At 54.8% G+C, this 25,909-nt stretch carries 19 protein-coding genes and 1 riboswitch; of the genes, 5 read left to right on the top strand and 14 right to left on the bottom strand.

Annotation, left to right across the window (positions count from 1 at the left end):
- Window positions 1–40 precede the first annotated feature (40 nt).
- The 10 genes from Dpoa2040_RS09865 to Dpoa2040_RS09910 form a co-directional block, all read right to left on the bottom strand.
- Window positions 41–1,213 (bottom strand): SGNH/GDSL hydrolase family protein, encoded by a 1,173-nt coding sequence (locus Dpoa2040_RS09865; protein WP_168641131.1) that lies wholly within the window; start codon window positions 1,211–1,213, stop codon window positions 41–43.
- A gap of 25 nt (window positions 1,214–1,238) precedes the next feature.
- Window positions 1,239–2,138: an SGNH family hydrolase gene (locus tag Dpoa2040_RS09870; protein ID WP_246867278.1), complete on the bottom strand. Its 900-nt coding sequence runs from the start codon at window positions 2,136–2,138 to the stop codon at window positions 1,239–1,241.
- 175 nt (window positions 2,139–2,313) lie between these two features.
- On the bottom strand, window positions 2,314–3,717 hold the full coding sequence (locus tag Dpoa2040_RS09875) for an MBOAT family protein (RefSeq protein WP_042874128.1): 1,404 nt from the start codon (window positions 3,715–3,717) through the stop codon (window positions 2,314–2,316).
- Window positions 3,718–4,241: 524 nt separating this feature from the next.
- Window positions 4,242–4,565, bottom strand: a complete 324-nt coding sequence (locus Dpoa2040_RS09880; RefSeq protein WP_168641133.1) for a hypothetical protein — start codon at window positions 4,563–4,565, stop codon at window positions 4,242–4,244.
- Between the two features lie 119 nt (window positions 4,566–4,684).
- Window positions 4,685–8,278 carry an urea carboxylase gene (uca, locus tag Dpoa2040_RS09885; RefSeq protein WP_168641134.1) on the bottom strand — a complete coding sequence of 1,198 codons (3,594 nt, stop codon included), beginning with the start codon at window positions 8,276–8,278 and terminating at the stop codon, window positions 4,685–4,687.
- Window positions 8,279–8,378: 100 nt separating this feature from the next.
- Complete coding sequence (locus Dpoa2040_RS09890; protein ID WP_168641135.1) at window positions 8,379–9,014, bottom strand: urea amidolyase associated protein UAAP2; 636 nt, start codon at window positions 9,012–9,014, stop codon at window positions 8,379–8,381.
- 2 nt (window positions 9,015–9,016) lie between these two features.
- Complete coding sequence (locus Dpoa2040_RS09895; RefSeq protein ID WP_042873594.1) at window positions 9,017–9,736, bottom strand: urea amidolyase associated protein UAAP1; 720 nt, start codon at window positions 9,734–9,736, stop codon at window positions 9,017–9,019.
- Between the two features lie 17 nt (window positions 9,737–9,753).
- Window positions 9,754–10,533 (bottom strand): ABC transporter ATP-binding protein, encoded by a 780-nt coding sequence (locus Dpoa2040_RS09900; protein WP_146411664.1) that lies wholly within the window; start codon window positions 10,531–10,533, stop codon window positions 9,754–9,756.
- Window positions 10,534–10,560: 27 nt separating this feature from the next.
- Window positions 10,561–11,373, bottom strand: coding sequence for an ABC transporter permease (locus Dpoa2040_RS09905; protein WP_168641136.1), 813 nt, complete (start codon window positions 11,371–11,373; stop codon window positions 10,561–10,563).
- 15 nt (window positions 11,374–11,388) lie between these two features.
- The gene (locus Dpoa2040_RS09910; RefSeq protein WP_168641137.1) at window positions 11,389–12,444 is read right to left on the bottom strand and encodes a putative urea ABC transporter substrate-binding protein; all 1,056 of its coding nucleotides are present in this window, start codon (window positions 12,442–12,444) and stop codon (window positions 11,389–11,391) included.
- A 71-nt stretch (window positions 12,445–12,515) separates the two neighbouring features.
- Window positions 12,516–12,611: riboswitch (guanidine-I (ykkC/yxkD leader) on the bottom strand.
- Between the two features lie 550 nt (window positions 12,612–13,161).
- On the opposite strand from Dpoa2040_RS09910, the gene Dpoa2040_RS09915 reads away from it, so the two are divergent.
- From Dpoa2040_RS09915 to Dpoa2040_RS09930, 4 genes are all read left to right on the top strand, one after another.
- Window positions 13,162–13,872 (top strand): DUF3053 domain-containing protein, encoded by a 711-nt coding sequence (locus Dpoa2040_RS09915; protein ID WP_042873582.1) that lies wholly within the window; start codon window positions 13,162–13,164, stop codon window positions 13,870–13,872.
- A gap of 489 nt (window positions 13,873–14,361) precedes the next feature.
- Window positions 14,362–16,269: a PTS mannitol transporter subunit IICBA gene (locus Dpoa2040_RS09920; protein ID WP_168641138.1), complete on the top strand. Its 1,908-nt coding sequence runs from the start codon at window positions 14,362–14,364 to the stop codon at window positions 16,267–16,269.
- Window positions 16,270–16,350: 81 nt separating this feature from the next.
- Window positions 16,351–17,499, top strand: a complete 1,149-nt coding sequence (locus tag Dpoa2040_RS09925) for a mannitol-1-phosphate 5-dehydrogenase (protein ID WP_168641164.1) — start codon at window positions 16,351–16,353, stop codon at window positions 17,497–17,499.
- 78 nt (window positions 17,500–17,577) lie between these two features.
- Complete coding sequence (locus Dpoa2040_RS09930) at window positions 17,578–18,192, top strand: MltR family transcriptional regulator (RefSeq protein ID WP_128569797.1); 615 nt, start codon at window positions 17,578–17,580, stop codon at window positions 18,190–18,192.
- A gap of 111 nt (window positions 18,193–18,303) precedes the next feature.
- On the opposite strand, the gene Dpoa2040_RS09935 is transcribed toward Dpoa2040_RS09930, so the two are convergent.
- The 3 genes from Dpoa2040_RS09935 to fdhD all read right to left on the bottom strand — a co-directional run bounded on the left by Dpoa2040_RS09935 (window position 18,304) and on the right by fdhD (window position 22,318).
- A complete protein-coding gene (locus Dpoa2040_RS09935; RefSeq protein ID WP_168641139.1) occupies window positions 18,304–20,184 on the bottom strand; it encodes a methyl-accepting chemotaxis protein in 1,881 nt (626 codons plus the stop codon).
- A gap of 437 nt (window positions 20,185–20,621) precedes the next feature.
- Window positions 20,622–21,248: a superoxide dismutase [Mn] gene (gene sodA / locus Dpoa2040_RS09940; protein ID WP_168641140.1), complete on the bottom strand. Its 627-nt coding sequence runs from the start codon at window positions 21,246–21,248 to the stop codon at window positions 20,622–20,624.
- A 254-nt stretch (window positions 21,249–21,502) separates the two neighbouring features.
- Window positions 21,503–22,318, bottom strand: a complete 816-nt coding sequence (fdhD, locus tag Dpoa2040_RS09945) for a formate dehydrogenase accessory sulfurtransferase FdhD (protein ID WP_168641141.1) — start codon at window positions 22,316–22,318, stop codon at window positions 21,503–21,505.
- A 363-nt stretch (window positions 22,319–22,681) separates the two neighbouring features.
- Between fdhD and Dpoa2040_RS09950 the strand changes: the two genes are divergently transcribed.
- Complete coding sequence (locus Dpoa2040_RS09950) at window positions 22,682–24,220, top strand: aldehyde dehydrogenase family protein (RefSeq protein WP_168641142.1); 1,539 nt, start codon at window positions 22,682–22,684, stop codon at window positions 24,218–24,220.
- A gap of 102 nt (window positions 24,221–24,322) precedes the next feature.
- Here the strand turns inward: Dpoa2040_RS09950 and xylB are convergent, their stop codons facing one another.
- Window positions 24,323–25,783: a xylulokinase gene (xylB, locus tag Dpoa2040_RS09955; RefSeq protein WP_168641143.1), complete on the bottom strand. Its 1,461-nt coding sequence runs from the start codon at window positions 25,781–25,783 to the stop codon at window positions 24,323–24,325.
- Window positions 25,784–25,909: the final 126 nt, after the last annotated feature.

Here is a 25,909-nt window from a genome sequence, read left to right on the forward strand (position 1 = left end):
GAATAGTAATGGCAGGTAGCCATCAGATGAGCGGCTATTTCTACGTGGTATGAAGCAATGTCGCCAACTGCCGCCATAGCGCGTCAGCACTACGCTGATAGCCTTGCTGAGTCAGGTGAATCAGGTCGGGGCGCGCAATGCCCTGTTGTTGCCAGCGTTCAATGGCACAGTCTCCCCCCATGTAATCAAACCAGTCCCAAAACAGCGTGTGATGGATTCGGGCAATATCTCGCTGTGCCTGAATAACCGGTTTTAATGCAACGGATTGCTGTTGCTGACAGGATACGCCAGTTTTATTACTGATGCTGCTGCCGGGGCTAACCAGCAGAATAACTGCATTGGGTAACACACGCCGGATAGCCCGTATATGTTCGCTATAATTTTTTCGATAACGTTGAATATCAAGCTGTTGGTCAAAGGCTTCGTTCGTACCGTACGCCAGTATTACCATATCCGGTTTCAATATTTTTAATGTGGATAACCAGTTATCGCGCCATTTATCCAACATAGAAACCTGAGCGCCATTGATACCCAGCGCACTTAACATGACACCGCCACGGTGATTGGATGAAAGCAGCCATCCGGCCAGTTGGCTTCCTCCTGAAAGCGATAACGAATACCTGACCGGAGACTGGACAGTCACTGGCTGGCTCAATACCCACTGGGACTGGCTGCCGGGGAGCATAACTGCCTGATTCTGGATCTGTATCTTCCCGTTCGCCTGATTACGGTATAACGCTTGCATCGAAAAGGTCGGCTCAGTATCGCGCACCGCCAGCTGCGCATCATTATTGTCCTGACGTGGCGTAGCGATATTACCGCCTAAGGTAAATCCAGCATTGCTGGTTTTGCGGCTGGTTATCATGTTCCAGCCTTTGGCTATGGAGAACAAGACGTTATCAAATCGGGTTCCAGATATGGCTAAAGGGCTAACAAAACCGACGCCGCCGTCGCCATACTGCTGCTTAAAATGACGGCGCAGTTGCCCGGAAAAAAAATCCGATGCGGTATGTGAATCACCTAATTGCAGAATGTGAATTTTTTCTTTATCGCTGTGGCTCAATTTGTGCTTGAGTTGCTGCAACCCTGGATCGCCATAATCGATTAACTGAACCGTATTTTCTCCGGTCGTGAGTGTGGTGGCGACGCCGGAAATATCATGGTCTTCCCGGCTACAAGATGTGAGCTGAATCAGGCAAATGATTATTGCCATCATATACTCAATTTTGTCTGTCACCTTATCGGGCATCGTAATGATTGGCCTCCTGCAAGGCGGGCGTTACGTTTATTTTCGAGAAAATACGTTCAGCAATCATTTTTTGTCCAGTTACCGAGAAGTGAACGCCATCATTAGTGCGAATACGCACTTTTACCTTATCCTGCACCATATCAGGGGAATAAGCATTACCCTGATAGCCAAAAATCTCATTCGCCCGGATGAGTATTTCATGTTCAGCGGTGACTTCGGATTCAAACAACCCATTAAGATAATTAATCCCATGATTGAGCTTCTTATTCTCTACATTCGGGGGCGAAATCCAGATAACGGGAATCTGTTTTTCATGAGCTAAATGCAGTATCAGACGAATACGATCACGATATGCACTTTCCCATGCTGGCGACTCGAACCTCAGGAAGGTATTGCCATTACCGGGTGGCATATCCCAAGGGTCGTTTGCTCCCAGAAACACCACCACCAATCCAATATTCTGCCTTTTTTCCAACTCACGGCCCAATGTTAACGGCCAGTTGAAATAATGGGGATATGTCAGGCCAGAACTACGTTTACTTAAATCAATACCCGCCACATTATAATGGTCGCGTAACATTTTAATGACGTGAGGAGCAACGCCCTCCATCATGGAGTCACCGATAAAAAGAACGGTCTGCCCGGTTTTCAATACCACGTGACCAGCCTCAATCGTGGCGCTGTTAGCTGAATTACCATCCATGTTATTTGCCGGTTCTTTGGCGGCGGCAGCGTTTTTTGCCGCGGCGGACGATAACGGCTTTTCCCGCTGGGCGAGCGGTTTGGTTGCAGCAGGGCGTAGCGGCACAGCGGCGTCATCCTGTGTACTGTCTTCAGGCGTCGCCATGCTCTCTACAAAGGTATCTTTGGCTGCCTGCGAGGCTTTCATCAGGTGCTCGCCGTATACCCATGATGGACTGGTGATGCCGTCCCACGGGCTTTTGGTATGAAAATGCAGCTCCCAATAACTATTGATTGATTGCTGATCCAGCCATATTAATCCAATCATACAACTCACTATCACCAGCAGGCTTTTAACGGCATGAGTCAACGTGGTGTGGTATTCAGAAGTTAGCATAGATAAATCCCGGTACGCCGGAAGGCGAAAAGAAGAAAACCAATGCTAAAAATGAAAAGATCACGAAAGGCACCATATACCATTCAAGTCGTTTCAACATATTAGCGATGTTTTCACGCAGTGTGATTAATGATGGATAGATAAGTAGTAAAACAATAAAGCCAGCAATGCCCCACATATCGCCTACCGTCAATTGTGCTACTTTGGCGCTGGAAATAATCTCCAGCATGTGTAGCGCATCATGTACACTGCCAGCCTTAAAGAAAATCCAGCCCAGACAAACGAAATGAAAGGTTAATAACCGCGCGATGAATCCGGGTATTGGGATTACTTTTTTAGTCTGGCGATAGCTAACCCAGAGATTATAAGTAATCAACCCTATTCCATGTATCACTCCCCAAATAAAAAAAGTCATGCTGGTGCCATGCCAGATACCTGACAACGCCATTGCAATCAAAATGTTGAGTTGCGTATGCCACCATCCCCGGCGACTTCCTCCAAGCGGTATGTAGATATAATCACGAATAAATGAAGACAGGCTGATATGCCACCTATGCCAAAAATCTTTTATATTTTCAGCAAGATAAGGGTGTGAGAAATTTATATCTATCTGGAAGCCAAGCAAAATGGCAATCCCGGTTACCAGATTGGTGTAACCGGAAAAATTGAAATAAATCTGCCAGGCCCATGCGTAAGTTGCCAATATACACTGCCAGCCAGTGTAATTTTCAGGCACCATGAATACGGATGACACATAGTTATCATCCAGCCATTCGTTTAAGCAGAATAACTTAGCGATTGCCAGCGCAATCAGAAACAAGGCCCGTGGCCATTCTGTTAACTGACGTGAATGTTTTGCCTCTATCTGGGGCAGTAATCGGGTTGCCCGGTTAATTGGACCGGAAAGAATGGTGGGAAAAAAATTCAGATAAAGCAACGTATTAAAAATACTACTTTGCTTTATCTCTCCTTTTGCAACTGACACAACCAGGCTGACGGCATTAACTATATAAAATGATAAACCAATAGGCAGCAGCACATTCAGCACAGGAAGCGTGACCGCAATATGATGCTCACTGAGTGTCGCTTGCAAATCGTCACGCAAGCTTGCGTAATACTTAAACATCACGAAGAAAATAACAGTAAAAAACATTAACAAATGAATGGAGAGCTTTTTGAATTCAGTATGTTTCGCCAGCTGTAAAAGAAAACACACACAAACACTAAACAACAACAGTACCGTCAGAGACTGCCAGCTGGAGAGCAGCATAAGGCCATAACTTGTCACCAGCAGAATCAGGTTCTGTATTTTTATCCAGGGGGAAAAAAGCCAGTAAATCAAAAACAAGATGAGGAAAAAAAAGGAGAACTCGAAAGAAAGAAAATTCATTAATGCCACCATGCACTTATTAAAAATGCGATTTCGTAAAGTACCTTTACCTGTTGTCACACATCCCAGAAATGACATTCACTATAAATAATCTGTTAACCATGCAAGGGCAGATTTAAACGTTATTGGGAAATACTGTGGAAGATTAATGTACTCAGACTTCTCTTGATCAGAGAGCGATTCTACTGAAAAGCAGCGGGAATTAAAGGTGGCGACATCCTCAGATATCTCTGAAAAATAATGACAAATATATTTCGTGGTATGTTTTTTAATGCGGTATTGTTTCTTTGTTGCGCTGAGAAATTACAATTTCCACGGCAAGAATTACCACGATATACCCTAAATAATTCGATTAGCAGGAAAGATGTTTTCCGATGAAAGAGGGTAATATTTTTTCTGTCATTCAATGCAATGCGGGAAGCCGCAGGTTTTGCACATAGACTTTTTGACCGGTGTTATTAATGCCGTTGGAGCAATATACCCGACAAAATTTAAGTTGCAGGCGTGTTGCCCTGCAACTTGAATTAGTTAAGTGTATCCACTACGGCTTTCCCCTGATACCACTTTCCACAAAACGTTACTCTGCCATTAGCGATGTTGCATTCGCGGTAAGCGCCCTCTTTCAACACCACAGTGCTGCCCTGATACCAGGTTGCGCAGAATGTCACTCTGCCGTTGGCGATGGTGCATTTCCGGTATTCGCCGTTTTGCAGAATCGGGGCAGAACCCTGAAACCACGGACCGCAGGAGATGACCTGTCCGTTGGCAATGTTGCATTCCCGGTAATCGGCCCAGGTTACCGCGGGGAAGAGAATCAGTATCCACCACACCATTGCTCTGATTTTCATCTTTCTTATGCTGTTTCCTGCCTGAATTCGTTGGCGATATCGTTACTGTAATTCCGTACAAAAACAACCGGCTGGCGCAGGCCAGCCGGATAAGACGGTAAGATGACAGTTATCAGCGATCAGGCGTCAGCCGGTTCGATCACCATCAGCAACTGCCCTGCCTGCACCTGATGCCCCGGTTGACGATGCAGCGTATGAATAACACCGGCGACCGGTGCGGTAATGGGAATTTCCATTTTCATCGACTCCAGAATGCCGACGATTTGTCCGGCGCTGACGCTGTCGCCGGGGGCAACCAGCCATTGCCACACGCTGCCCGCCACCTGGCTTTCCACGCCGTAACCGTTAGCCGGAATCACCTCATCGTCGCTGGCAGTCTCTTGTAGGCTGCTGTCGAAGGTGAACTGGCCGTCGGCGCGCCAGCGTGCCAGTTCCTCATCGAATGCCCGCTGGCGTTGTTGCAAAAACGCCTCGATCATCGGTTGCTGGTCCATCAGGCTCTGCTGATAGTCGGCAAGACGGAACTCCCCTTCTTCAATACGCAACGGGTAATCCCCCCACGGAAAGCGCTCGCGGATGGCCAGCAGTTCCTGTGCGGTGACCGGATAAAAGCGAATCTGATCGAAAAAGCGCAGCAACCAGGGCTGACGAAAAGCGTCGGTTTGTCGATCACGGTTCCACATCTGTAACGTGCGGCCCACGAACTGATAGCCGCCGGGGCCTTCCATGCCGTATACACACAGATAAGCGCCGCCGATGCCGACCGAGTTTTCCGCCGTCCAGGTACGGGCCGGGTTGTACTTGGTGGTGACCAGCCGGTGGCGTGGGTCGAGCGGGGTGGCGACTGGCGCGCCGAGGTAGACATCGCCCAGCCCCATCACCAGATAGCGGGCGCTGAAGACGATGTCTTTGACCTGCTCCACTGAATCCAACCCGTTGATACGGCGAATGAATTCGATGTTGCTGGGGCACCAGGGGGCGCCGGGTCTGACCGATTGGGTATAACGAGTGATGGCTTCGCGGCAGGCATCGTCGTCCCAACTGAGCGGCAGCCATACGGTGCGGGAGGGAACGGCGGCGTGCTGCAGGTCGCCGAGCGCGTCGTCCGCCTGCTGTAGGTGAGCCAGTAGCGCGTTGCGTGGGCATTGCTGGCTATCAAAATGAATTTGCAACGAGCGGATACCCGGCGTCAGCTCCTGCACGCCCGGCAGGGGGTGCTGTTCCAGCCACTGCATCAGCGCGTGCACGCGAAAACGCAGGGCGATATCCAGCCGGTGTTCGCCATACTCCAGCAGCAGGAAGCGGTCGCCTGCGGCGAGGCAGGTGACCGATGGACGAACGCCTTGCGCGGGACGGCGATACAGTACCGGCGACGGGCAACAGGGGACGATAGCCTGTTCCGTGACCGGGCGACCGGTGGAGATAGCGCACTCCGCCTCACGCGCCAGCGCATCGGCCTGATCCAGCGTGACGGGGACAAAGCGAATGCTGTCGCCTGCTTTTAGCTGGCCGAGTTTCCACAAATCGGCATGGATCACCGTGGCCGGGCAGACGAATCCGCCGAGTGACGGACCGTCCGGCCCTAAAATAACCGGCATATCGCCGGTAAAGTCCACCGTGCCGAAGGCATAGGCGTTGTCGTGGATATTCGAGGGATGCATCCCGGCTTCGCCGCCGTCGGTTCGCGCCCATTCGGGTTTGGGTCCAATCAGCCGGATACCGGTACGGCTGGAGTTGTAATGCACCTGCCAGTCAGCGGCGAAAAAGGTGTCGATGTCTTGCGGAGTAAAATAGTCTGGTGCGCCGTGTGGGCCGTAAATGACCCGTAATGACCAGTGAGTGTTCCAGTCGGGGGCAGGCAAAGCGGTCCCTGTGGCTGGCAGCGCCGGGGCGGCCAGATGCAGCACGTCGCCTGCGCGCAAGGCCCGCCCGGCATGGCCGCCGAATTTGCCGAGCGTAAAGGTACTGCGACTGCCCAGATAGGTCGGGCAGGCCAGACCGCCTGCCAGCAGCAGGTAGCTGCGGCACCCCGCGCCCTGAATGTCACCGAGTGTGAGCGTTTGTCCGGCGCGGGCGTGATGAGTCCGCCAGCCGATGAGTGGAACATCATCCAGCCGGGCGTCGATGGCGGCACCGGTGATAACGAACGCACAGTCGTGGTTGAAGCGCAGGGTCGGGCCGCGCAGGGTGATCTCCAGCCCGGCGGCGTCCGGCGCGTTGCCCAGCAACTGGTTGCCGAGTCGGAAGGAGCGGGTGTCGAACGGGCCGGAAGGCGGTACGCCCACGTGCCAGTAACCGGTGCGGCCAGGGGCATCCTGCACGGTGGTGAGTGTGCCGCCGCCAAGGACATCCAGCGTCGCGGGTTGCCAGACGACGCCGCCCAGCGTTGCGGTGATGATTTCCCCGCCTCTGACCTCAGGCAGGGTCAGCAGGTGGCGTAACCAGTCAAGATTGGTTTCGATGCCGTACAGCGATGTGGCGTTCAGCGCCTGTGTCATGCCGTCGAGCGCGGCGTCCCGGCTGTCGCCGTGCACGAGGACTTTTGCCAGCATCGGGTCATAAAATGGCGACACCTCGCTACCGCTGTCCAGCCAATGGTCGATGCGCAAGGTCAGACCGGGCAGCGTGTCTGGAAAACGGACGTGGCTCAGCAATCCGGCACATGGCTGGAACTGTTTGGCCGGGTCTTCGGCGTACAATCGCACCTGAATGGCGTGGCCGCGAGGTGTGGCGATAAGCGTGTGGAGTGGCGGCAGGCAACCCGCGCCCAGCGCCACCATCCATTCCACGATATCGACGCCGTACACCATCTCGGTCACGCCGTGCTCGACTTGCAGGCGGGTGTTGACCTCCAGAAACCAGAACTGCTTGCTGCTGTCGTCGTAGACATACTCGACCGTGCCTGCGCTGCGGTAGTTGACCGCCTGACACAGCCGGATGGCGGTAGCCTGTAGTTCGGCGCGCACGCTGTCACTCAGACGGGGCGCTGGGGTTTCCTCAATTACTTTCTGGTTGCGGCGCTGGGCGGAGCAGTCGCGTTCACCAAGGGCAATCACCTTGCCCTGACCGTCGCCGAATACCTGCACTTCAATGTGGCGGGCGTGGGCGATGAATTTTTCCAGAAAGACGCCGTCGTCGGCGAAGTTGTTGCCCGCCAGTCGTTTTACGCGGGTAAAGGCATCGATCAGTTGGGTTTCGTCATTGCAGCGCTGCATACCGATGCCGCCGCCGCCCGCGGTGCTCTTTAACATCACCGGATAACCAATGCGCTGCGCCTGTTCGCAGGCATTGTCCAGCGAGGTGAGCAGGCCGCTGCCGGGCAGCAGCGGCACGTCGTTGTGCTCTGCCAGCGCCCGTGCCTGATGCTTGAGGCCGAACGCGGTCATCTGCGCGACGGTCGGGCCAAGAAATATCAGTCCCGCCTGTTCGCAGCGGGTAACAAAACCGGCGTTTTCACTCAGAAAGCCGTAGCCGGGGTGAATAGCCTGCGCACCGCATTGAGCGGCGATGTGCAGTAATTTGTCCTGATCCAGGTAGGTATCGCGCACCGGACCATCGCCCAGCGACCAGGCTTCATCCGCCTGACGCACATGCTGCGAATGGCGGTCCGCTTCGGCGTAAACCGCGATGGCTCGCACGCCCATTTTCTTCAGGGTGCGGATAATACGCACCGCAATAGCGCCACGGTTGGCAATCAGTACACGCTCAAACATGACCGAGTCTCTTACGGGCAGGTCGTCCTGCGCTGTTCTGGACGCGTGTTGCGGGTCGTCCCGCGCGTCGCTATTCCCGATGTGTGTCGTCTCGCCGTGTTTACCAGACGGCGATGTCGATCGGCGTGGGGTTGTAACCGTTACAGGGGTTGTTGAGTTGCGGGCAGTTGGAGATCAGCACCAGCACGTTCATTTTCGCTACCATTTCCACGTATTTTCCCGGCGCGGAGATACCATCGGCGAAGGTCAGCCCACCGTCCTGCGTCACCGGCACATTCATAAAAAAGTTGATGTTGTGGGTGATGTCGCGTTTGGTCAGGTGGTATTCCGGGTGTTGCGCCACTGCCAGCATCCAACTGTCGCGGCAGGCGTGCATATGGCGTTTTTCCAGATCGTAACGCACCGTGTTGCTCTCGGTCGCGCAGGCACCGCCGAGGGTGTCGTGACGGCCACAGGTATCCGCCACGATTTCCAGCATCGGGCGGTCCTCATTGGAGCGCAGCACGCTGCCGGTGGTGAGAAAGACATTGCGCTGACCGCGCAGGGTATCGGTCATGCTGTAGCGCTCGGCGGTATCGTCGGCGTTGTAGAACAGAGTATCAGCGGCCTGATTGCCTTCGAGGTCGGTGATACGCAGCGTTTGGCCAGCGTCGATTCGGTGTAGCCAGTAGTCGCCAGCCTGAACGGTGGCACGGTAAACCGCCGTGGCGGGGTCGCGTTGACTGGTCTGGATCATACTCAGACTCCTTGTGGTTGTTCAGCCAGATAGTAAAGCGCGTTATTGCGCAGTCCACGCCGGTTTTCCGGGCGTTCCAGACAGATCTCCGGTAGCGGCGCGCGCTGATGATCCAACGTCAGCAGCACCGGATGACGCGGATAGTCGGCAGCGGTGCTGAGCGGGTGCGGACAGGTGTGCAGAATAACCAGCGTATCCATGGCGAAGCGCAGCGTGACGCTGGCACCGGCTTTACCTTGTTGCTCAAGCCGCAGGTTACCGTTGTCATCGCTGCCGACATGAGCGAAAAAGTTGACGCAGGCGGCCATATCGCGCTTGCCGAGGCCATATTTCGCCAGTTCCACCAGAAAGCTGTCGTAACCGTTTTGATGACGGTCGTTGCGGGCCTGCTGGTAGTTCAGTTCACCGAACTGACGCGCCACCTGCTGGGCATTGGCGGTGCCGCACACGGTGTCGTGCCAGCCAAAGCTATCGGTTTCGATGCCGCAGAAAATGCGCCCCATATCCGAATACAGGCAGTGTCCTGCCGTCAGGCGAAATGTGTGCTGGCATTTGAGCGTATCCGGCGCGTTGTAACGCTCCAGCGGATTTTCCGGGTTGTAGAACAACATGCCTACGTTGGCGCCGCCTTCGACGTCGGTCAGGCGCAGCGCGGTGCCGCGGCGCATCAGCAGCGACCAGTGCGACCCGGCGGGCAGCTCAGTCTGATAATGATCATTCATGGTGTGATTCCTCCTGGTCAGGCGACGTGCTGCCGCCTGTCAATCAGTTCTCCCACTGAGTCCCGCACGCCGGCAGGCGCACGTTCCAGCGGGAGGTCATAGGTGATGCTGGCGCCAAATGCGTCCGGCGCTTGCGGGTCATGACGGAGCTTGTCGAACACCCACAGGCGCGATCCGAGCGAAAAGCCTTCTTTAAGGTCATGGGTGATCATGAAAATAGTCAGGCGGTGCTCCTGCCATAACCGGCTGATCAACTGATGCATTTCGGCACGGATGCCGGGGTCGAGCGCGCCGAACGGTTCATCCAGCAGCAGAATGCGTGGTCGTTTGATCAACGCCTGTGCTAATGCCAGCCGTTGTTGCATACCGCCGGACAACTGATGCGGATATTTCCGGGCGGATTGCTCCAGCCCGACCTGACGCAGCATCGCCATTGCTTCATCATGAATCGCCCGACGGCGTTTGCCCCATACCCGACCCAGCCAGCGAGCCTCGGCGAACTCCGCGCCAATCATCACGTTTTCCAGCACGCGAAGATGAGGGAAAACCGAGTAGCGCTGGAATACCACGCCGCGGTGTTGGTCCGGCTCTTGCGGTATCGGCGCGCCGTCTAGCAGCAACTGGCCGCTGCTGGGGCTTTCGGTGCCGAGCAGCATCTTGAGAAACGTGGTTTTGCCACAGCCGGACGCACCGACAATGGAAACGAATTCGCCCTCCTCAACGGAGATGTTGAGCCGTTCCAGCACCACCTGACCGTCGTACTCTTTTTTGAGATTTTTTAGTGTTAATAACGACATAGGTTCTCCTGCGTTCTGGTCAACGGCTTATTTCGAGTAATACCAGGGCCAGCTGCGACGGCTGATGACCCGCAGCAGCACATCGAGCAGGAACGCCAGCATGGTTATCCAGGCGACGTAGGGCAAAATGACGTCCATCGCCAGATAGCGGCGCATCAGGAAGATGCGGTAACCCAGCCCTTCGGTGGCGGCAATCGCTTCGGCGGCGATCAGAAACAGCCAGGCGGAGCAGAGCGACAGGCGCACCGCGTCCAGCAAACGCGGCATCAGTTGCGGCAGGATCACCCGCCACAGGATTTGGCCGCTGTGGCCGCCAAGGGTTTGCGCTTTCACCAGTTGCTCCTGCGGCAGGCTCTGGATGTAGAGTTGCAGGTCCCGCACGATAAACGGCGTGATACCCACCATGATCAGCACCACTTTCGATGCTTCACCCAGCCCGAAAACGATGAACAGGATCGGCAGCACCGCCAGCGGCGGGATCAGCGCAAACAAGGTGATTAGTGGCGACAAGGTGGCCCGTACCGCTGGCAGTGCGCCGCACAGCAGGCCGAATACCAGCGCCAGCACGGCGCTTAAGCCTACGCCGGTCAACAACCGCAGCAGGCTGGCGGCGGTATCGACCCACAACAGGTATTCGCCAGTGCGCTCGTTGGGTTCAAACGCCATGCGGTGCATGGCTTGCGCCATCGCGCTCAGCCCCGGCAACAGCTTGTCGGCGGCATTCACCGCCAGCCGGGCGTCGGATGCCATCAGGTAGACCAGCAACAGCGCCAGTAGCGGCAGAAACCCCATCATTCCGCGTGTCAGCGGCAACGGCTGGTAGTTGATCAATTTGCGCATCCGGCGTTCTCCTGATTACAGCTTGTTGTCGGCGGCCAGTTTCAGGAACTCGTCGCTGAAACGCAGTTTGACATTGCCGGTGTTGCCCCACAGGCCCGCTGGGGTGGCGACACCCACCACGTCAGCGCCCGGCGCACCTTCGCCCAGCAAGCCATGACGGAAGGAGAACTCCGCCACGGACTGCATGGTGGTTTTCAACTGCGCGTTCTGGACGAATTCCAGCGCCTGTTTCGGGGTAGCAAACAGGTGGGTGGCGGCCAGTTGCGCGTCAAACCCGGCCAGATCGGTACCGGCGGCTTGCCCCATGAAGGTGCGTGCCTGACGTGCGGCAGCGCTATCGCCAGACATGGTTTGCAGGGTTTCATACCATGCGCCGGTCAGCGCTTTACCCAGTTCGGGGTGTTGTTTCAGTGTGGCGGTGTTGACCACCAGCAAATCGAGGATTTCGCCGGGGATTTGCGCGGAAGAAAACGCCAGTTGGCTGCCCGGCTGTTTTTTGGCTTCTGCCAGCAGCGGGTTCCAGGTGACGATAGCCTGCACGTCAGGCGTACCGAACGCGGCGACTAAATCGGCATCGGCGGTATTCACTACCTTGATGTCTTTTTCGCTCATGCCGCTTTTTTCCAGCGCCCGCGCCAGCAGGTAGTGAGAAACCGACAGCTGCACCAGATTAATCGGTTTGCCCTTGAGTGCAGCCAGGCTGTTGGTGCCTTTGATCAGAATGCCGTCATTGCCGTTTGAGTAGTCGCCAACGATAAGCGCGGTGCTGTCCACACCGCCGGCGGCTGGAATGGTCAGGGCATCCATGTTGGTCATGGCGCAGCCGTCAAAGCCGCCGGAGGTGTACTGGTTAACGGATTCGATGTAGTCGTTGACCTGTACAAACTGGATGTCGATGCCGTACTTGTCGGCCCATTTTTTAATGATGCCGTGCTGCTGGGCGTAGTCCCAGGGCATCCAGCCGGCGTAAATAGACCAGCAGAGTTTGAAGGCAGATTTATCGGCGGCCTGCACGCCGACGCTGCACAGCGCCAGGGCGCAAACAAGCAGTAATCGTTGAATCGTTTTCATGGTGAATGTCCTCTGACGTTGGGCGCAATGATTAAACCAGCAGGAGGGCGGCGAGCATCTATCTCGCTGTATCCTCCCGGGCTTTTTTCCCGCCGTGTAACCGCCAGAGGGCGGTCGGTGACTCTCGGACCTGCGCAGTCAAAGCCGGAACCCTAGTCACCCATTTCCAAATTGTCTGGCGACACCGGTTGCCCGCTATCGCTCCTGCTGCCCGTGCTACAAAGCAAAATGCTTGCCAGCTTGTGTGGCAACATGGGAATTCCGGGGGTAATGGTTTTATTTTTATTTATCTTTCAATTGACTAAAAATTTCCGCTTTGAATCCAGAAAGCAGACCAAAGGGGGAATGTGGGATGTTGTATGTCCGGTATGCATTGCCGGATTGCACTATTTTTGTGCAAGATGATGGTTGTGTGCGGGATGGTGTGCAACCTGGTGCGCATTGCGATAACAAAATCGAGATTCTGTGGGAGCGTAGTCGCTTACGGCATAAGTACGATACGGCATAGAGAACCATACGGCATACAGCACCAATCCGGCGTAGAATAGTGATTCTTGATTGATGAACCGGCGGCGGGATGAAAAAAACAGGCGCAGCCTGTGCCACGCGGCGGCAGGTTCGGTTACGCTTAGGGCGATATGACTCGTCGGGTGATGGCTCGTTGGTGGTTTAAAGAAGGCCGCCGGGTCACGGTAGTGAAAATAAACAGGAGTAGTAATGATGTTGGCGGATTACCGTTCGCGCTGGCTGCTGCCAGTGGTTATGTTGGTTGTGGCATTGCAACTGTCGGCCTGTGGCGACAAGGATAAGGATGCACGTCAGGCGTTCATCACTTTCCTGCAGGGAATTTCACAGCAGGAAGGGCGCCAGTTGCCGACGTTGTCCGAACAGCAGAAGCAGAGTTTCGGGCGTTTTACCCAGGACTACGCGGTGATGACCAGTTTCAACCAGCAGTTGGATCAGGCACTGGCAGGCAGCCTGACACCGGTACTGGATGTGGTGTCCCATATTCGCGTACCGCAGGATTACATGACTCAGCGCGATAACCTGCGTCAGGCGCTTGGTGGTCTTACCATGTTGAGTCCGCAGGTGCAGAATGCCAAAACGCAGGCGGATAATGCTCGCCGGGCGCTTAAGCAGCCGGAAGAATTGCAGACGGTGTATGACAAGGTTTACAACCGCGCCGTTTCTCTGCCGGCTAATGCGATGGTGACGGTGGTGCCGGCCAGCACCTCGTTTGCGCAGAGTGTCATTCAGGTGGGGGACTATCTGCAGGCTCAGGGCAATCAGGTGGTATTTGGTAACAACGGCGTGCAGTTTCACACCCAGCAGCAGGTGGATCAGTACAACAGCCTGATGACCGATATTGCCAGCCAGCAGCAAAAACTGTTCACCACCCTCAAATCCCAGAATTTCCTGCCGCATTAACATGGCTTACGGTGTGGACCGGTTTTCGTATGAAGACGGGTCCACGCTGAAATATATTGTGATTTTGATCACGTATTTCGCATAAACCTAACCACTAAAATAGTGTTCACTATCACTATTTTTCCTGTATCGTATGGTGTTTTTTTGACCATTTTTCCATTTTTATTATTTTTTTTGTGAATCATGTCACCTAATTGTGGCTGATTTGTAGGCGTGATATGTGATTTTAATCACATTTTTGTCGCAAGTTGCGGTCTGAAAACCACGTGCTAGAGTCCGCTGTGATAAAGGATTTTTTTGGGGCCGTGCTATTGAGATTTTTCACCGTCACGCCGTGTTGTGATGGTGAAACGCCGTAAGCGGCAATAGCGGTATGTACACAGTGCGGTACACGACCCCATGATGCCGACGGAAATCATCACGCTGTCTAACAATCAATAATTACCGCGCGAACGCTTTCTGCCGCGCGTTTCAAAGGGGTGTATCTCTATGCTCTCACCAGATACCAAGGTCAAGGTGCAGAATTTTGGCCGCTTCCTGAGCAATATGGTGATGCCGAATATCGGCGCCTTTATTGCCTGGGGGATTATCACCGCACTGTTTATTCCTACCGGATGGATTCCTAACGCGACGCTGGCCAAGCTGGTCGGCCCGATGATCACCTATCTGTTGCCGTTGCTGATTGGCTTTACTGGCGGGCGTCTGGTTGGGGGCGAACGTGGCGGCGTGGTCGGCGCGATTACTACCATGGGGGTGGTAGTCGGTTCCGATATCCCGATGTTCCTCGGCGCGATGATTGCCGGTCCGTTGGGGGGCTGGGCTATCAAACGCTTTGATGCTGCGGTTGACGGCAAAATCAAAAGCGGCTTTGAAATGCTGGTCAACAACTTCTCTGCCGGGATCATCGGCATGTTGCTGGCGATTCTGTCTTTCCTGGCGATTGGTCCGTTGGTTGAATCGCTCTCGCGCCTTCTGGCTGCCGGCGTACACCTGATGGTGCAAAACAATCTGCTGCCGCTGGCGTCGATTTTCGTTGAACCGGCGAAGATCCTGTTCCTGAATAACGCGATTAACCACGGCATCTTCTCGCCGCTGGGCATCCAGCAGGCGACGGAAGCCGGGAAATCGATCTTCTTCCTGATCGAAGCCAACCCAGGGCCGGGCATGGGCGTGCTGATGGCGTATATGCTGTTTGGTCGTGGCAATGCCAAACAGTCTGCACCGGGCGCAGCTATCATTCACTTCCTGGGCGGGATTCATGAAATCTACTTCCCGTATGTGCTGATGAATCCGCGTTTGATCATCGCCGTGATTCTTGGCGGGATGACCGGCGTGTTCACGCTGGGCCTGTTGAACGGCGGTCTGGTGTCTCCGGCTTCGCCGGGTTCCATTCTGGCGGTGTTGGCGATGACGCCAAAAGGCGCGTATTTCGCCAATATCACCGCTATCGCCGCTGCGTTTGCCGTCTCTTTTGTGGTGTCGTCCATCCTGCTGAAAAGCAGCAAAGTGAAAGATGATGATGAACTGGAACAGGCGACCCGTCGTATGCAGGAGATGAAATCTGCGTCCAAGGGTCAGGCTGTCGGCGGTGTGAGTGGCGATCTTGGTACCGTGCGTAAGATCATCGTCGCCTGTGATGCCGGCATGGGTTCCAGCGCCATGGGGGCTGGGGTGCTGCGCAAGAAGGTGCAGGATGCCGGTTTGCAGAACGTTTCGGTGACCAACTGCGCCATCAACAACCTGCCGGAAGACGTTGATCTGGTGATCACTCACCGTGATTTGACCGAGCGCGCCATGCGTCATGCACCGCAGGCTCAGCACATTTCGCTGACCAACTTCCTCGATAGCCATCTGTACAGCGATTTAGTCGCTCGTTTGCAGGCGGCCCAATCTGGCAGCGCTAAACCAGCCCAGGCAACGTCCGCTGCCGAGCCGGCTGCTGCACCGCAGACGCTGTTCCAACTGACGGAGAAAAACATCTTCCTGAACTTGCAGGCGGCTGATAAAGAACAGGCTATCCGCTTTGCTGGTGAACAACTGGTAAAAGGTGGATATGTTGAGCCGGCGTATGTCGATGCGATGCTGGAACGTGAGAAACTGACTTCCACCTATTTGGGTGAGTCGATTGCCGTGCCGCACGGGACGATTGAAGCCAAGGACCGGGTGCTGAAAACCGGTGTGGTGTTCTGCCAGTATCCGCAAGGGGTGCGCTTTGGCGACGATGAGGATGACGTGGCTCGTCTGGTAATCGGTATCGCGGCGCGTAATAACGAGCATGTGCAGGTTATCACCAATCTCACCAGTGCGCTGGATGACGAGTCGATAATAGAACGGCTGGCTCAAACGGAAAATGTGCAGGAGGTTCTCAACCTGCTCTCCGGCAAGTCTCCTGCCTGACAGATAAATAAAAAAGTGCCGCCTTCGGGCGGCGCTTTGTTTCACTGATTGTTAAATCTCAGTAGTTTAAGGTTACGTATGATGAAAGCATTACATTTTGGGGCCGGCAATATTGGCCGTGGTTTTATCGGCAAGCTGCTGGCGGACGCGGGTATTGCCCTGACGTTTGCCGATGTGAATCAGCCGTTGCTGGATGCCATCAATCAACGTGGCGGCTACCCGGTGCGGATCGTCGGCGAACAGCAACTCGTCGAGACGGTTAACCAGGTTAGCGCTGTGCACAGCGGTAGCGCACAGGCGGTTGAGTTGATTGCCGAGGCCGATCTGGTCACGACGGCGGTAGGTCCGCAGATTCTGGCGAAGATCGCCGGTACGATTGCGCAGGGGCTGGTGAAGCGCCATGAAAATGGCAATACCTCGTCGCTGAATATCATTGCCTGCGAGAACATGGTGCGTGGCACCAGCCAACTCAAACAGCATGTGCTGGCGCAACTGCCGGAAAATACGCAGGCGTGGGTCGCGCAGCATGTCGGTTTCGTGGACTCAGCGGTAGACCGTATTGTGCCGCCCGCTGAAGCAGGTGAGTCCGACCCGCTGGCGGTGACGGTGGAAACCTTTAGTGAATGGATTGTCGATAAAACCCAGTTCAACGGTGAACCACCGGCGATTGCCGGTATGGAACTGACCGATAACCTGATGGCTTTTGTGGAGCGCAAGCTGTTCACCCTGAATACCGGCCACGCTATTACGGCTTATCTTGGCCAGCGCGCGGGCCACAGTACTATCCGCGACGCGATTTTGGACCCGGCTATCCGCTGTGTGGTGCAAGGCGCGATGGAAGAGAGTGGTGCGGTGCTGATTCGTCGCTATGGCTTTGATGCCGACAAGCATCAGGCTTACATTCGCAAGATCCTTACCCGGTTTGAAAACCCGTGGCTGCATGATGAGGTAGAGCGCGTTGGTCGCCAGCCGCTGCGTAAACTCAGCGCGGGTGATCGCCTGATCAAACCATTGCTGGGCACGCTGGAGTATGGGCTGCCGCACGACAACCTGATTCAGGGTATCGCCGCCGCGATGCACTATCGCAGCGATCAGGACCCGCAGGCGCAGGAACTGGCGGCGTTGATAGCCACACAAGGGCCGCAGGTTGCGCTGGCGCAGATTTCCGGTCTGGACGTTGACAGCGAGGTTGTCGGAAAAGCGGTGAGTGTGTATAACGCCATGCAGTAGTCGGCGCGTCTCGGCACAGGTCAGGCTGTGTCCCTGCTTTTCAATCGAGTGCGTTGGGATAGGACGGGGGAGTTGATGATGCAAAGCGATTCCCTCGTGGAGTCAGCCGCTCCACCGCGCAGGGGCAATACTGTGCGCAGAATTAACGTACGAGAAGCGACAATGGATGATACGCAGGCATTTGAAAACCGGGTACTGGAATCCCTGAATGCATCGAAAACGGTCAGAAGTTTTATGCTGATGGCCGTCGAGTTATTGGCGGAAGCCGTCAGTCTGTTGATGTTGCAGGTGTTTCGTAAAGACGACTATGCCGTGAAATATGCCGTTGAACCGCTGTTGTCTGGCAGCGGGCCTTTGGGCGAATTGTCGGTGCGGTTGAAGCTGATTTACGGGCTGGGCATGATTAGCCGTAAAGAGTATGAAGATACTGAGCTGCTGATGGCGTTGGGTGAGGAACTGACCCACGATGAGCACGAGTACCGGTTTACGGATGATGAAATCCTTGGGCCGATCAGTGAGCTGCATTGTGTGAACAGCTTGCCGTCATCGCCGATGCCGCCGCCAGGCGCTGATGCCGACGATGCGCTGCTGGCAGCGATGCAACAGCAGCGTTACCAGCAGATGGTGCGATCCACGCTGGTACTGTCGTTGACGGAACTTATCGCCAGCATCAGCCTGAAAAAGGCGTTCTGATTTCAGCAAAAACAAAAGGGCAGCCCGTATCGGTTGCCCTTTTGCTGTTGTGTGCTCCCCTTTGGTGAAGAAGAAGGGGAGCACGGTTGTTGTCTGCGGATTAGCGCTTAATTAGTGCTTATAAGACAACTGATGACCGGCGAACGGTAAGCCGTGGCTGGCGGAACCCAGTTCCTGCGTGGAAGAGAGGCGGAAAACCGATACGGTGTTGGAGAGCATGACCGCCTGTTCTTCCAGTGAGCTGGCGGCGGCGGAAGATTGCTGCACCAGCGCGGCGTTCTGCTGGGTGGTGCTGTCCATCTCGACAATCGCCTGATTCACCTGAGCGATACCGCGGCTTTGTTCATCGGATGCGACAGTAATTTCCCCCATGATGTCGTGTACATGCGTTACCGCTGTCACAATCTCCTGCATGGTTTTACCGGCGTTGTGTACCAGATCCGCCCCTTTCGCTACCTGATCGACCGAGGTGGAAATCAGCCCTTCAATCTCTTTAGCAGCCTGCGAACTACGTTGCGCCAGACTACGCACTTCGTTGGCGACCACGGCGAAACCACGGCCCTGCTCACCGGCACGCGCCGCTTCCACCGCTGCGTTGAGCGCCAGAATGTTAGTCTGGAATGCGATACCGTTGATAACCGAAGTGATTTCTGCAATGCGTTTGGAACTGCCTTCAATGTCCGACATGGTTTGCACCACATCAGCGACCAGCTTGCCGCCTTCCTGTGCCGTCTGCGTTGCATCCAACACCAGTTTGTTGGCCTGATGCGCGTTAGCGGCGTTCTGTTTCACGGTGGCTGTCAGTTGTTCCATGCTGGCGGCGGTTTCTTCTACTGAAGCCGCCTGAGATTCGGTGCGAGCGGCCAGATCGTTATTACCGGTGACGATTTCGCTAGCGGCGGTGGTGATCTGGGTGACCCCCATACGAATATCGTCAATCATGTGATGCAGATTGGCTTTCATTTTTGCCATGGCGCCGAACAGCATTCCTAATTCGTCGTGGCGTGTTGTCTCAATAGCGATAGTCAGATCGCCGGTGGCGATGCTTTCGGCGATAGCGACGGTATTGTTCAACGGGTGAGTAATCTGGCGGGAGATATACCAGGCAATCAGTGCGCCCAGTATCAGAGTAATCAGAGAGGTAATCGCTATCTGCCATTCGGCGCTGGTGATATCGCTCTGGGTGGCGGCGGTTTCCTCGGTGACCATCTTATTGACGTTGTCGATAAGCATATTCGCAGTGTCACCCAGTAACTTACTCTGAGCCAACTCTTCCTGATAAGCCGGCAGATAAGCCAGTACCTGCGTTTTGTAGGTCGAGACGGTAGAGACGACAGGCGCCATGATGGCTTGCTGTTCCGGCGTCAGCGCCTGAACGAACTGGCTCAGCGTCTTTTGGGCATCGTCCAGCGCAGTAACCAGCGGTTTTTGCGCCTCGCTGTTCAGCGACAACAACAGACCGCGTACCATATAGCGAACATTGACCAGTTTTTGGTGCAACGAAGTGAGTTGTAATTGCAGCGGCAGATTGCCGGCCACCTGCTGCTCTATCTGTTTGAGCGGTTTTTCAGAATCTGACAGGTTCCAGCTTTTTCTGACGTCATCTTTTTTGGCAACGGCGTCGGCGTAATTTTTCCGTCTTTCTTTATACTGATTAATCAATTTATCGATATTATTCAGCCGGTCATTGTAATCGCTTCGCCAGGATTTATCCTGAATGGATGATATTAACCCAATAATGTTATCAATATGTTTACTATTTTCTTTAAGATTGTCCGGTTCATAATTAGCGCCATATAGCGCACGATAATAACGGGCTTCACTGACTTCATTATTAATTTGGTTGCTGAAAATAACTTTTTCAAAACGCCCTTTCAATGTTTCTATGTAGTGAACACTCACGGCAGCAATGATAACGGTCAATATCAGAATCAAGGAGAACCCTAATCCTAACTTCTTGCCGACTTTGATATTCTCGAATTTTATCGCCATTTGCTTTCTTCCATCGTAGATAGGCTGAGTGACTAAGTGAGATACCAGGCTCTTAATTAGCATCCATACAGACTTAGCACCGTGTCATGCACGGGTACGCTAACTGTTGCCGGCCTTCCTGGCCGCGCTTGGGTGCTCAAATCGGCTTCCGATGGATTTGTTTTTTCCAGTCGCTTGCCTGAGTCAGTGACTGGCGTATTATCTGGTTACTGTGTCTCCATACCTTTAAAACCCTGCATATATGAAATAACAGATAAGCAGTGGCGCATAGCTTGTGAAAAGAACACGCAGACTCTATCGGCTTACCATACTAAAACTTTATACTGTTTTTCCCGGTAGTGATTCGGGAAATAAAATAGAAAAAACCCGGTATAACGAATGTTATTCCGGGTTTGTCGATTAATTTCCAGTAAGAAAGTTAACTGTTACTTCAAGTATTATTTTTTCGCTTCAGCAAAACGTTTAGCCGCTTCGTCCCAGTTTACGACGTGCCAGAATGCTTTGATGTAGTCCGGGCGACGGTTCTGGTATTTCAGGTAGTAAGCGTGCTCCCACACGTCCAGGGCGATGATCGGATAGCCGGATGCGCCGGAGATCGCTTCACCCATCAGCGGGCTGTCCTGGTTGGCGGTGGAAACCACAGCCAGCTTGCCGTCATCTTTCAGCACCAGCCAGGCCCAGCCAGAACCGAAACGGGTTGCTGCGGCCTGCTCGAATTTTTCCTTGAACGCGTCAACGCTGCCGAAATCACGCTCAATAGCCGCTTTCAGTTCGCCTTCCAGCGTGGTGCCCAGCTTCAGCCCTTTCCAGAACATGCTGTGGTTGGCGTGGCCGCCAGCGTTATTACGCAGTGGGCCTTTTTTATCCGCTGGCAGTTGATCCAGTTTAGTAATCAGCTCTTCGGCAGACAGGCTGGCGAATTCAGGCAGAGATTCCAGCGCTGCGTTAGCGTTCTTGACGTAAGCCTGATGGTGTTTTAAGTGATGAATTTCCATCGTCTGTTTGTCGAAGTGCGGCTCCAGTGCGTCATAATCATAATGCAGGGATGGCAGTGAATAACTCATGTTTAGCATCTCCATTGTTGTCGTGCGCAAATTATTGTCATACACAATGCGTGGTGTGACCAGTTTGTGCGGCACCATGGTTTGTTAGCACCGCGTAAGCATTACGTTCATTATAGTTAATTAAATGATCTTGAAAACGATTATTCGTGGCGCAAGGCGGTTTGATTTTTGTTTTTCCCCTATTATTACAATAGGTTGTTCCGTAATATGTTTGGCTAACAACAAATTGATCTAAGCTATGCCCGGCGCATCCATCATGGCTGTAACCGTTGCGGGTGGGTATAGATGGTGGCGCGTCCAGGGCGGCAGAAGCCGACCAGTGTCAGATTGCAGCGCTCGGCTACCTCCACTGCCAGCGAGGTGGCGGCTGAAACCGCGAACAGGATCTCTACGCCACACATGGCGGACTTCTGCACCATTTCATAGCTGGCGCGACTGGAAACCAGTGCTGCGCCCTGTTGCCAGGGCTGGCGCGCACGCGTTCCCAGCAGTTTGTCCAGCGCTACATGGCGGCCCACATCTTCGCAGCCTCCCAACAACTCGCCTTGCGGTGACAGCCAGGCGGCGGCATGTGTCGCGCCGGTTAGCGCGCCTGCCTGTTGCACGCTCTTCAACGCCTGTAATGCGCCTTCCAGACAGGATAAGGAGAAGTGCTGCGTGAACGGCAGCGGTGCTACCGGCTTGCCGATTTCCGCCAGTTGTTCCACCCCGCAGACGCCGCAACCCGTGCGCCCGTCCATCGCTCGTCGGCGTGCTTTCAGCCCGGCAAAACGGCGGCTGGAAAGCTCGATTTGTACTTCGATGCCGTTACACACCGGCACAACATCCATGCCGTAAATGTCCTGTGCTGACTGGATGATACCTTCCGACAGAGAGAAGCCGAGTGCAAACGACTCCAGGTCTTTTGGCGATGCCATCATCACGACGTGTGAAATGCCGTTATAAACCAGCGCTACCGGTACTTCTTGCGCCAGCCAATCCTGCTGTGGCAAATCCAGCTCATCCTGGCGCCAGACGTTACGCTGGCAGGCGCCGCTGCTTGGGACGCCCTGAAAATCATCACTGTTCACTGTGTTGTGCCCGTTGTTGGTGAATCTATTTTGACATTATTTCACCGCCATGGCGGTGATGCGAATTTTTATCCCGCCAATATGCTGCTATCCCATTGAGTATAAAAGCGATGGTGCGGATACAGAGATAACAAACTGTGCGCTGTGTCGAAGAGTGATATTTTTCTCTGTCACAGGGCTTTTACAACTCAGCAACACTGTATACGATTTAACCATCACTATCTGTGAGGATTTATCCAGCCAGAAGGATTCTCATCCCTGCCTGGTTTTGTACTGGCAGGCTGGCTATATCTGCGCAGGGGTACCGGCATGATGCTGTGTATCTGCCTGCGATGACACGTCGTGTTACCAAAGGAGAAAGAAATGGACATCAATAATGCAGAAAATTGGGTAAAACCCGGTGAATATGGCCCAGCCCTGACACTGAAAAAGCGCTACGACAACTTTATTGGTGGTGCATGGGTTCCCCCCGTTGGTGGCGAGTATTACGTCAACCTGACGCCGGTGACCGGACAACCGTTGTGTGAAGTTGCCAGTTCCAGCAGCCGCGATGTCGATCAAGCGCTGGATGCCGCTCACAAGGCCAGTGCCGAATGGGGCGCGTTGTCTACCCGCGAACGAGCGCAGATCCTCAACCGGATAGCTGATCGTATGGAAGCTAATCTGGAGTTATTGGCCAGTGCGGAAACCTGGGACAACGGGAAACCTATCCGGGAAACCATGAATGCCGACGTGCCGCTGGGCATCGATCATTTCCGCTACTTTGCTGCCTGTATTCGCGCGCAGGAAGGGGCGATAAGCGAAATCGACCATGACACCGTCGCCTATCACTTCCACGAGCCGTTAGGCGTTGTCGGGCAAATTATTCCCTGGAACTTCCCGCTGCTGATGGCGTGCTGGAAGCTGGCCCCGGCGCTGGCGGCGGGTAACTGCATCGTGCTCAAACCCGCCAAACTGACCCCGCTGTCGGTACTGCTGTTGATGGAGTTGATTCAGGATATTCTGCCGCCGGGCGTGCTGAATGTGGTGAACGGTGCAGGTGGGCAGATCGGCGAATATCTGGCGACGTCGCCGCGCATCGCCAAAGTCGCCTTTACCGGCTCGACCGAAGTCGGCCAACAAATCATGGGGTATGCGGCGCAGAACGTTATCCCGGTGACGCTGGAGCTGGGCGGCAAATCACCGAATATTTTCTTTGCCGACGTCATGGATCAGGAAGACAGCTTCTTTGACAAGGTGCTGGAAGGGTTCGCGCTGTTTGCCTTTAATCAGGGTGAGGTCTGTACCTGTCCGAGCCGGGCATTGATTCAGGAATCGATTTACGAACGGTTTATGGAACGCGCCATCAAACGGGTAGAGTCTATCCGGGTGGGGAATCCGCTTGATAGTCAGACCATGATGGGGGCACAGGTATCGGCGGGGCAGTTGGATACCATCCTCAATTACATCGATATCGGCAAGAAAGAAGGGGCGGAGGTACTGACCGGCGGGCATCGTAAAGTGCTGCCGGGAGATTTGGCGCAGGGTTACTATCTGGAGCCGACTATTCTGTTCGGCCAGAACAAAATGCGGGTGTTTCAGGAGGAGATCTTCGGGCCGGTGCTGGCAGTGACCACCTTCAAAACACCGGAAGAAGCGCTGGCAATTGCCAACGACACGCCTTATGGCCTGGGCGCCGGGGTATGGAGCCGCAACACCAACATTGCCTACCGTATGGGGCGCGGTATTCAGGCGGGCCGTGTCTGGACCAACTGTTACCATGCTTACCCGGCACATGCGGCGTTCGGCGGCTATAAACAGTCCGGTATCGGGCGCGAAACCCACAAGATGATGCTGGAACACTACCAACAGACCAAATGCCTGCTGGTGAGTTATTCCGAGAAACCGCTCGGTCTGTTCTGAGCCGACAACCTGTCAGGAAAGGGCCACTTTGGTGGCCCTTTCTTTTGGCTAATACGGTAAGTTGCTAATAAGGTAAGTTTTGTCATTGTCAGGAGAACCGCATCAGGTCATCAGCGGGCTGAGTTGCTGGTAAAGCTCACGGAACGTTTTGCGCTGTTGTGCATACAGTGCATGACGCGTTGCGTCAGGCTGGTGGGTGTGTTCCAGTGGCAAGGCTGGCAGCAACTGTGTCAGCGGTATGGCCGGATTCAGCGCAATTTGCGCCAGTCGCGCTGCGCCCAATGCCGGGCCGACATCACCGCCGGTGCGGTATTCCAGCGTTTTGCCGCTGATATCCGCCAGCATCTGCCGCCAGTAAGCGCTGCGAGCGCCGCCGCCGATCAGGGTGATTTGCTGGGGTTCCAAACCGGTTGCGTGCAGTGCATCCATGCCGTCCGCCAACGCAAATCCCACCCCTTCCAGCACGGCGCGTGCCAGCGCTGCGCGACCATGCGAGTGGGTCAGCCCCCAGAATGCGCCTTTAGCCTGCGGGTTGTTGTGCGGTGTCCGTTCGCCGCACAGGTAGGGCAGGAACCACACTGGCGTAGCCGTTTCTTCCGCGCTTGCCTGCTCGGCTTCGGTGATCAGTGTTGCCACGCTGTCGGCGTGGGTCAGCCGGGCGGCCCAGTCGAGACAGGACGCCGCGCTCAGCATCACGGACATCAGATGCCAACTGTTGGGCAACGCATGGCAAAAGCTGTGAACGGCACGCTGAGGGTTGCTGAGAAAGCCGTCGCTGACGGCAAAATAAACGCCGGACGTGCCGAGCGATAGCATGGCCTGACCGGCCTGATACAGCCCAACGCCGATGGCGCCAGCGGCATTGTCGCCGCCGCCAGCTACCACCGGCACTGGCGGCATACCCCAGCGAGCGGCGATGTCGGCGCGCACGTGTCCGGTAATCTGGTTGCCCTCGAATAGCGCAGGCATCTGGTCGCGGTTGAGTCCGCAGGCGGCGAGCAGGGAGTCGTTCCAGTCGCGGCGGGCGACGTCCATCCACAGTGTACCGGCTGCATCGGACATGTCGCTGGCGAAGTCGCCGGTCAGACGCCAGCGTAGATAGTCTTTTGGCAACAGCACCTTGTCGATGAGCCGAAAAATGTCCGGTTCATGCTGTTGTATCCACTTGAGCTTCGGCGCAGTAAAACCAGGCATCATCAGATTACCGGTGATGCGGCGGGCATCTGGCACCTGCTGCTCCAGTTGCTGACATTGCGCCGCACTGCGCCCGTCATTCCACAAGATGGCTGGCCGTAATATCTGTTGCTTTGCATCCAGCAGCGTTGCACCGTGCATCTGGCCAGTCAGCCCGATGGCGCGAACCGCTTTTAGCGTCTGCTGTGCCGCCAGTGCGTTCAACGCGTCGTCGGTTGCCTGCCACCACATTTCCGGATTCTGTTCCGACCAGAGCGGATGTGGGCGAGAGATACTCAACGGTGCGCTGTGGCTGGCTGCTACCTCGCCGTTTTCCCGTAATAAGATGGCTTTCACGCCCGATGTGCCAAGATCGATGCCGATATACATAACGCCTCGCTGTGACTTTGTGTGCGGTTATCAGGCTATCCTTACTATTTGTGCCGCTGGAATATTCGTGCCGCTGGAATATTTGTGTCGCTGGCGCAGACTCAACACCCGCTTTTCTGCGTTGCC

The sequence above is a fragment of the Dickeya sp. CFBP 2040 genome (assembly GCF_012273755.1).
GTDB classification, from domain to species: domain Bacteria; phylum Pseudomonadota; class Gammaproteobacteria; order Enterobacterales; family Enterobacteriaceae; genus Dickeya; species Dickeya poaceiphila.

Bases quoted from the DNA above. Each gene is read 5' to 3' on its own strand.
- xylB (WP_168641143.1), bottom strand. From the start codon at position 25,783: ATGTATATCGGCATCGATCTTGGCACATCGGGCGTGAAAGCCATCTTA.
- Dpoa2040_RS09950 (WP_168641142.1), top strand. From the start codon at position 22,682: ATGGACATCAATAATGCAGAAAATTGGGTAAAACCCGGTGAATATGGC.
- Dpoa2040_RS09930 (WP_128569797.1), top strand. From the start codon at position 17,578: ATGCAAAGCGATTCCCTCGTGGAGTCAGCCGCTCCACCGCGCAGGGGC.
- Dpoa2040_RS09865 (WP_168641131.1), bottom strand. From the start codon at position 1,213: ATGGCAATAATCATTTGCCTGATTCAGCTCACATCTTGTAGCCGGGAA.
- Dpoa2040_RS09915 (WP_042873582.1), top strand. From the start codon at position 13,162: ATGATGTTGGCGGATTACCGTTCGCGCTGGCTGCTGCCAGTGGTTATG.
- Dpoa2040_RS09900 (WP_146411664.1), bottom strand. From the start codon at position 10,533: ATGTCGTTATTAACACTAAAAAATCTCAAAAAAGAGTACGACGGTCAG.
- sodA (WP_168641140.1), bottom strand. From the start codon at position 21,248: ATGAGTTATTCACTGCCATCCCTGCATTATGATTATGACGCACTGGAG.
- Dpoa2040_RS09880 (WP_168641133.1), bottom strand. From the start codon at position 4,565: ATGAAAATCAGAGCAATGGTGTGGTGGATACTGATTCTCTTCCCCGCG.
- Dpoa2040_RS09875 (WP_042874128.1), bottom strand. From the start codon at position 3,717: ATGAATTTTCTTTCTTTCGAGTTCTCCTTTTTTTTCCTCATCTTGTTT.
- Dpoa2040_RS09870 (WP_246867278.1), bottom strand. From the start codon at position 2,138: ATGAAAGCCTCGCAGGCAGCCAAAGATACCTTTGTAGAGAGCATGGCG.
- Dpoa2040_RS09905 (WP_168641136.1), bottom strand. From the start codon at position 11,373: ATGCGCAAATTGATCAACTACCAGCCGTTGCCGCTGACACGCGGAATG.
- uca (WP_168641134.1), bottom strand. From the start codon at position 8,278: ATGTTTGAGCGTGTACTGATTGCCAACCGTGGCGCTATTGCGGTGCGT.
- Dpoa2040_RS09935 (WP_168641139.1), bottom strand. From the start codon at position 20,184: ATGGCGATAAAATTCGAGAATATCAAAGTCGGCAAGAAGTTAGGATTA.
- Dpoa2040_RS09890 (WP_168641135.1), bottom strand. From the start codon at position 9,014: ATGATCCAGACCAGTCAACGCGACCCCGCCACGGCGGTTTACCGTGCC.
- Dpoa2040_RS09925 (WP_168641164.1), top strand. From the start codon at position 16,351: ATGAAAGCATTACATTTTGGGGCCGGCAATATTGGCCGTGGTTTTATC.
- Dpoa2040_RS09895 (WP_042873594.1), bottom strand. From the start codon at position 9,736: ATGAATGATCATTATCAGACTGAGCTGCCCGCCGGGTCGCACTGGTCG.
- Dpoa2040_RS09910 (WP_168641137.1), bottom strand. From the start codon at position 12,444: ATGAAAACGATTCAACGATTACTGCTTGTTTGCGCCCTGGCGCTGTGC.
- Dpoa2040_RS09920 (WP_168641138.1), top strand. From the start codon at position 14,362: ATGCTCTCACCAGATACCAAGGTCAAGGTGCAGAATTTTGGCCGCTTC.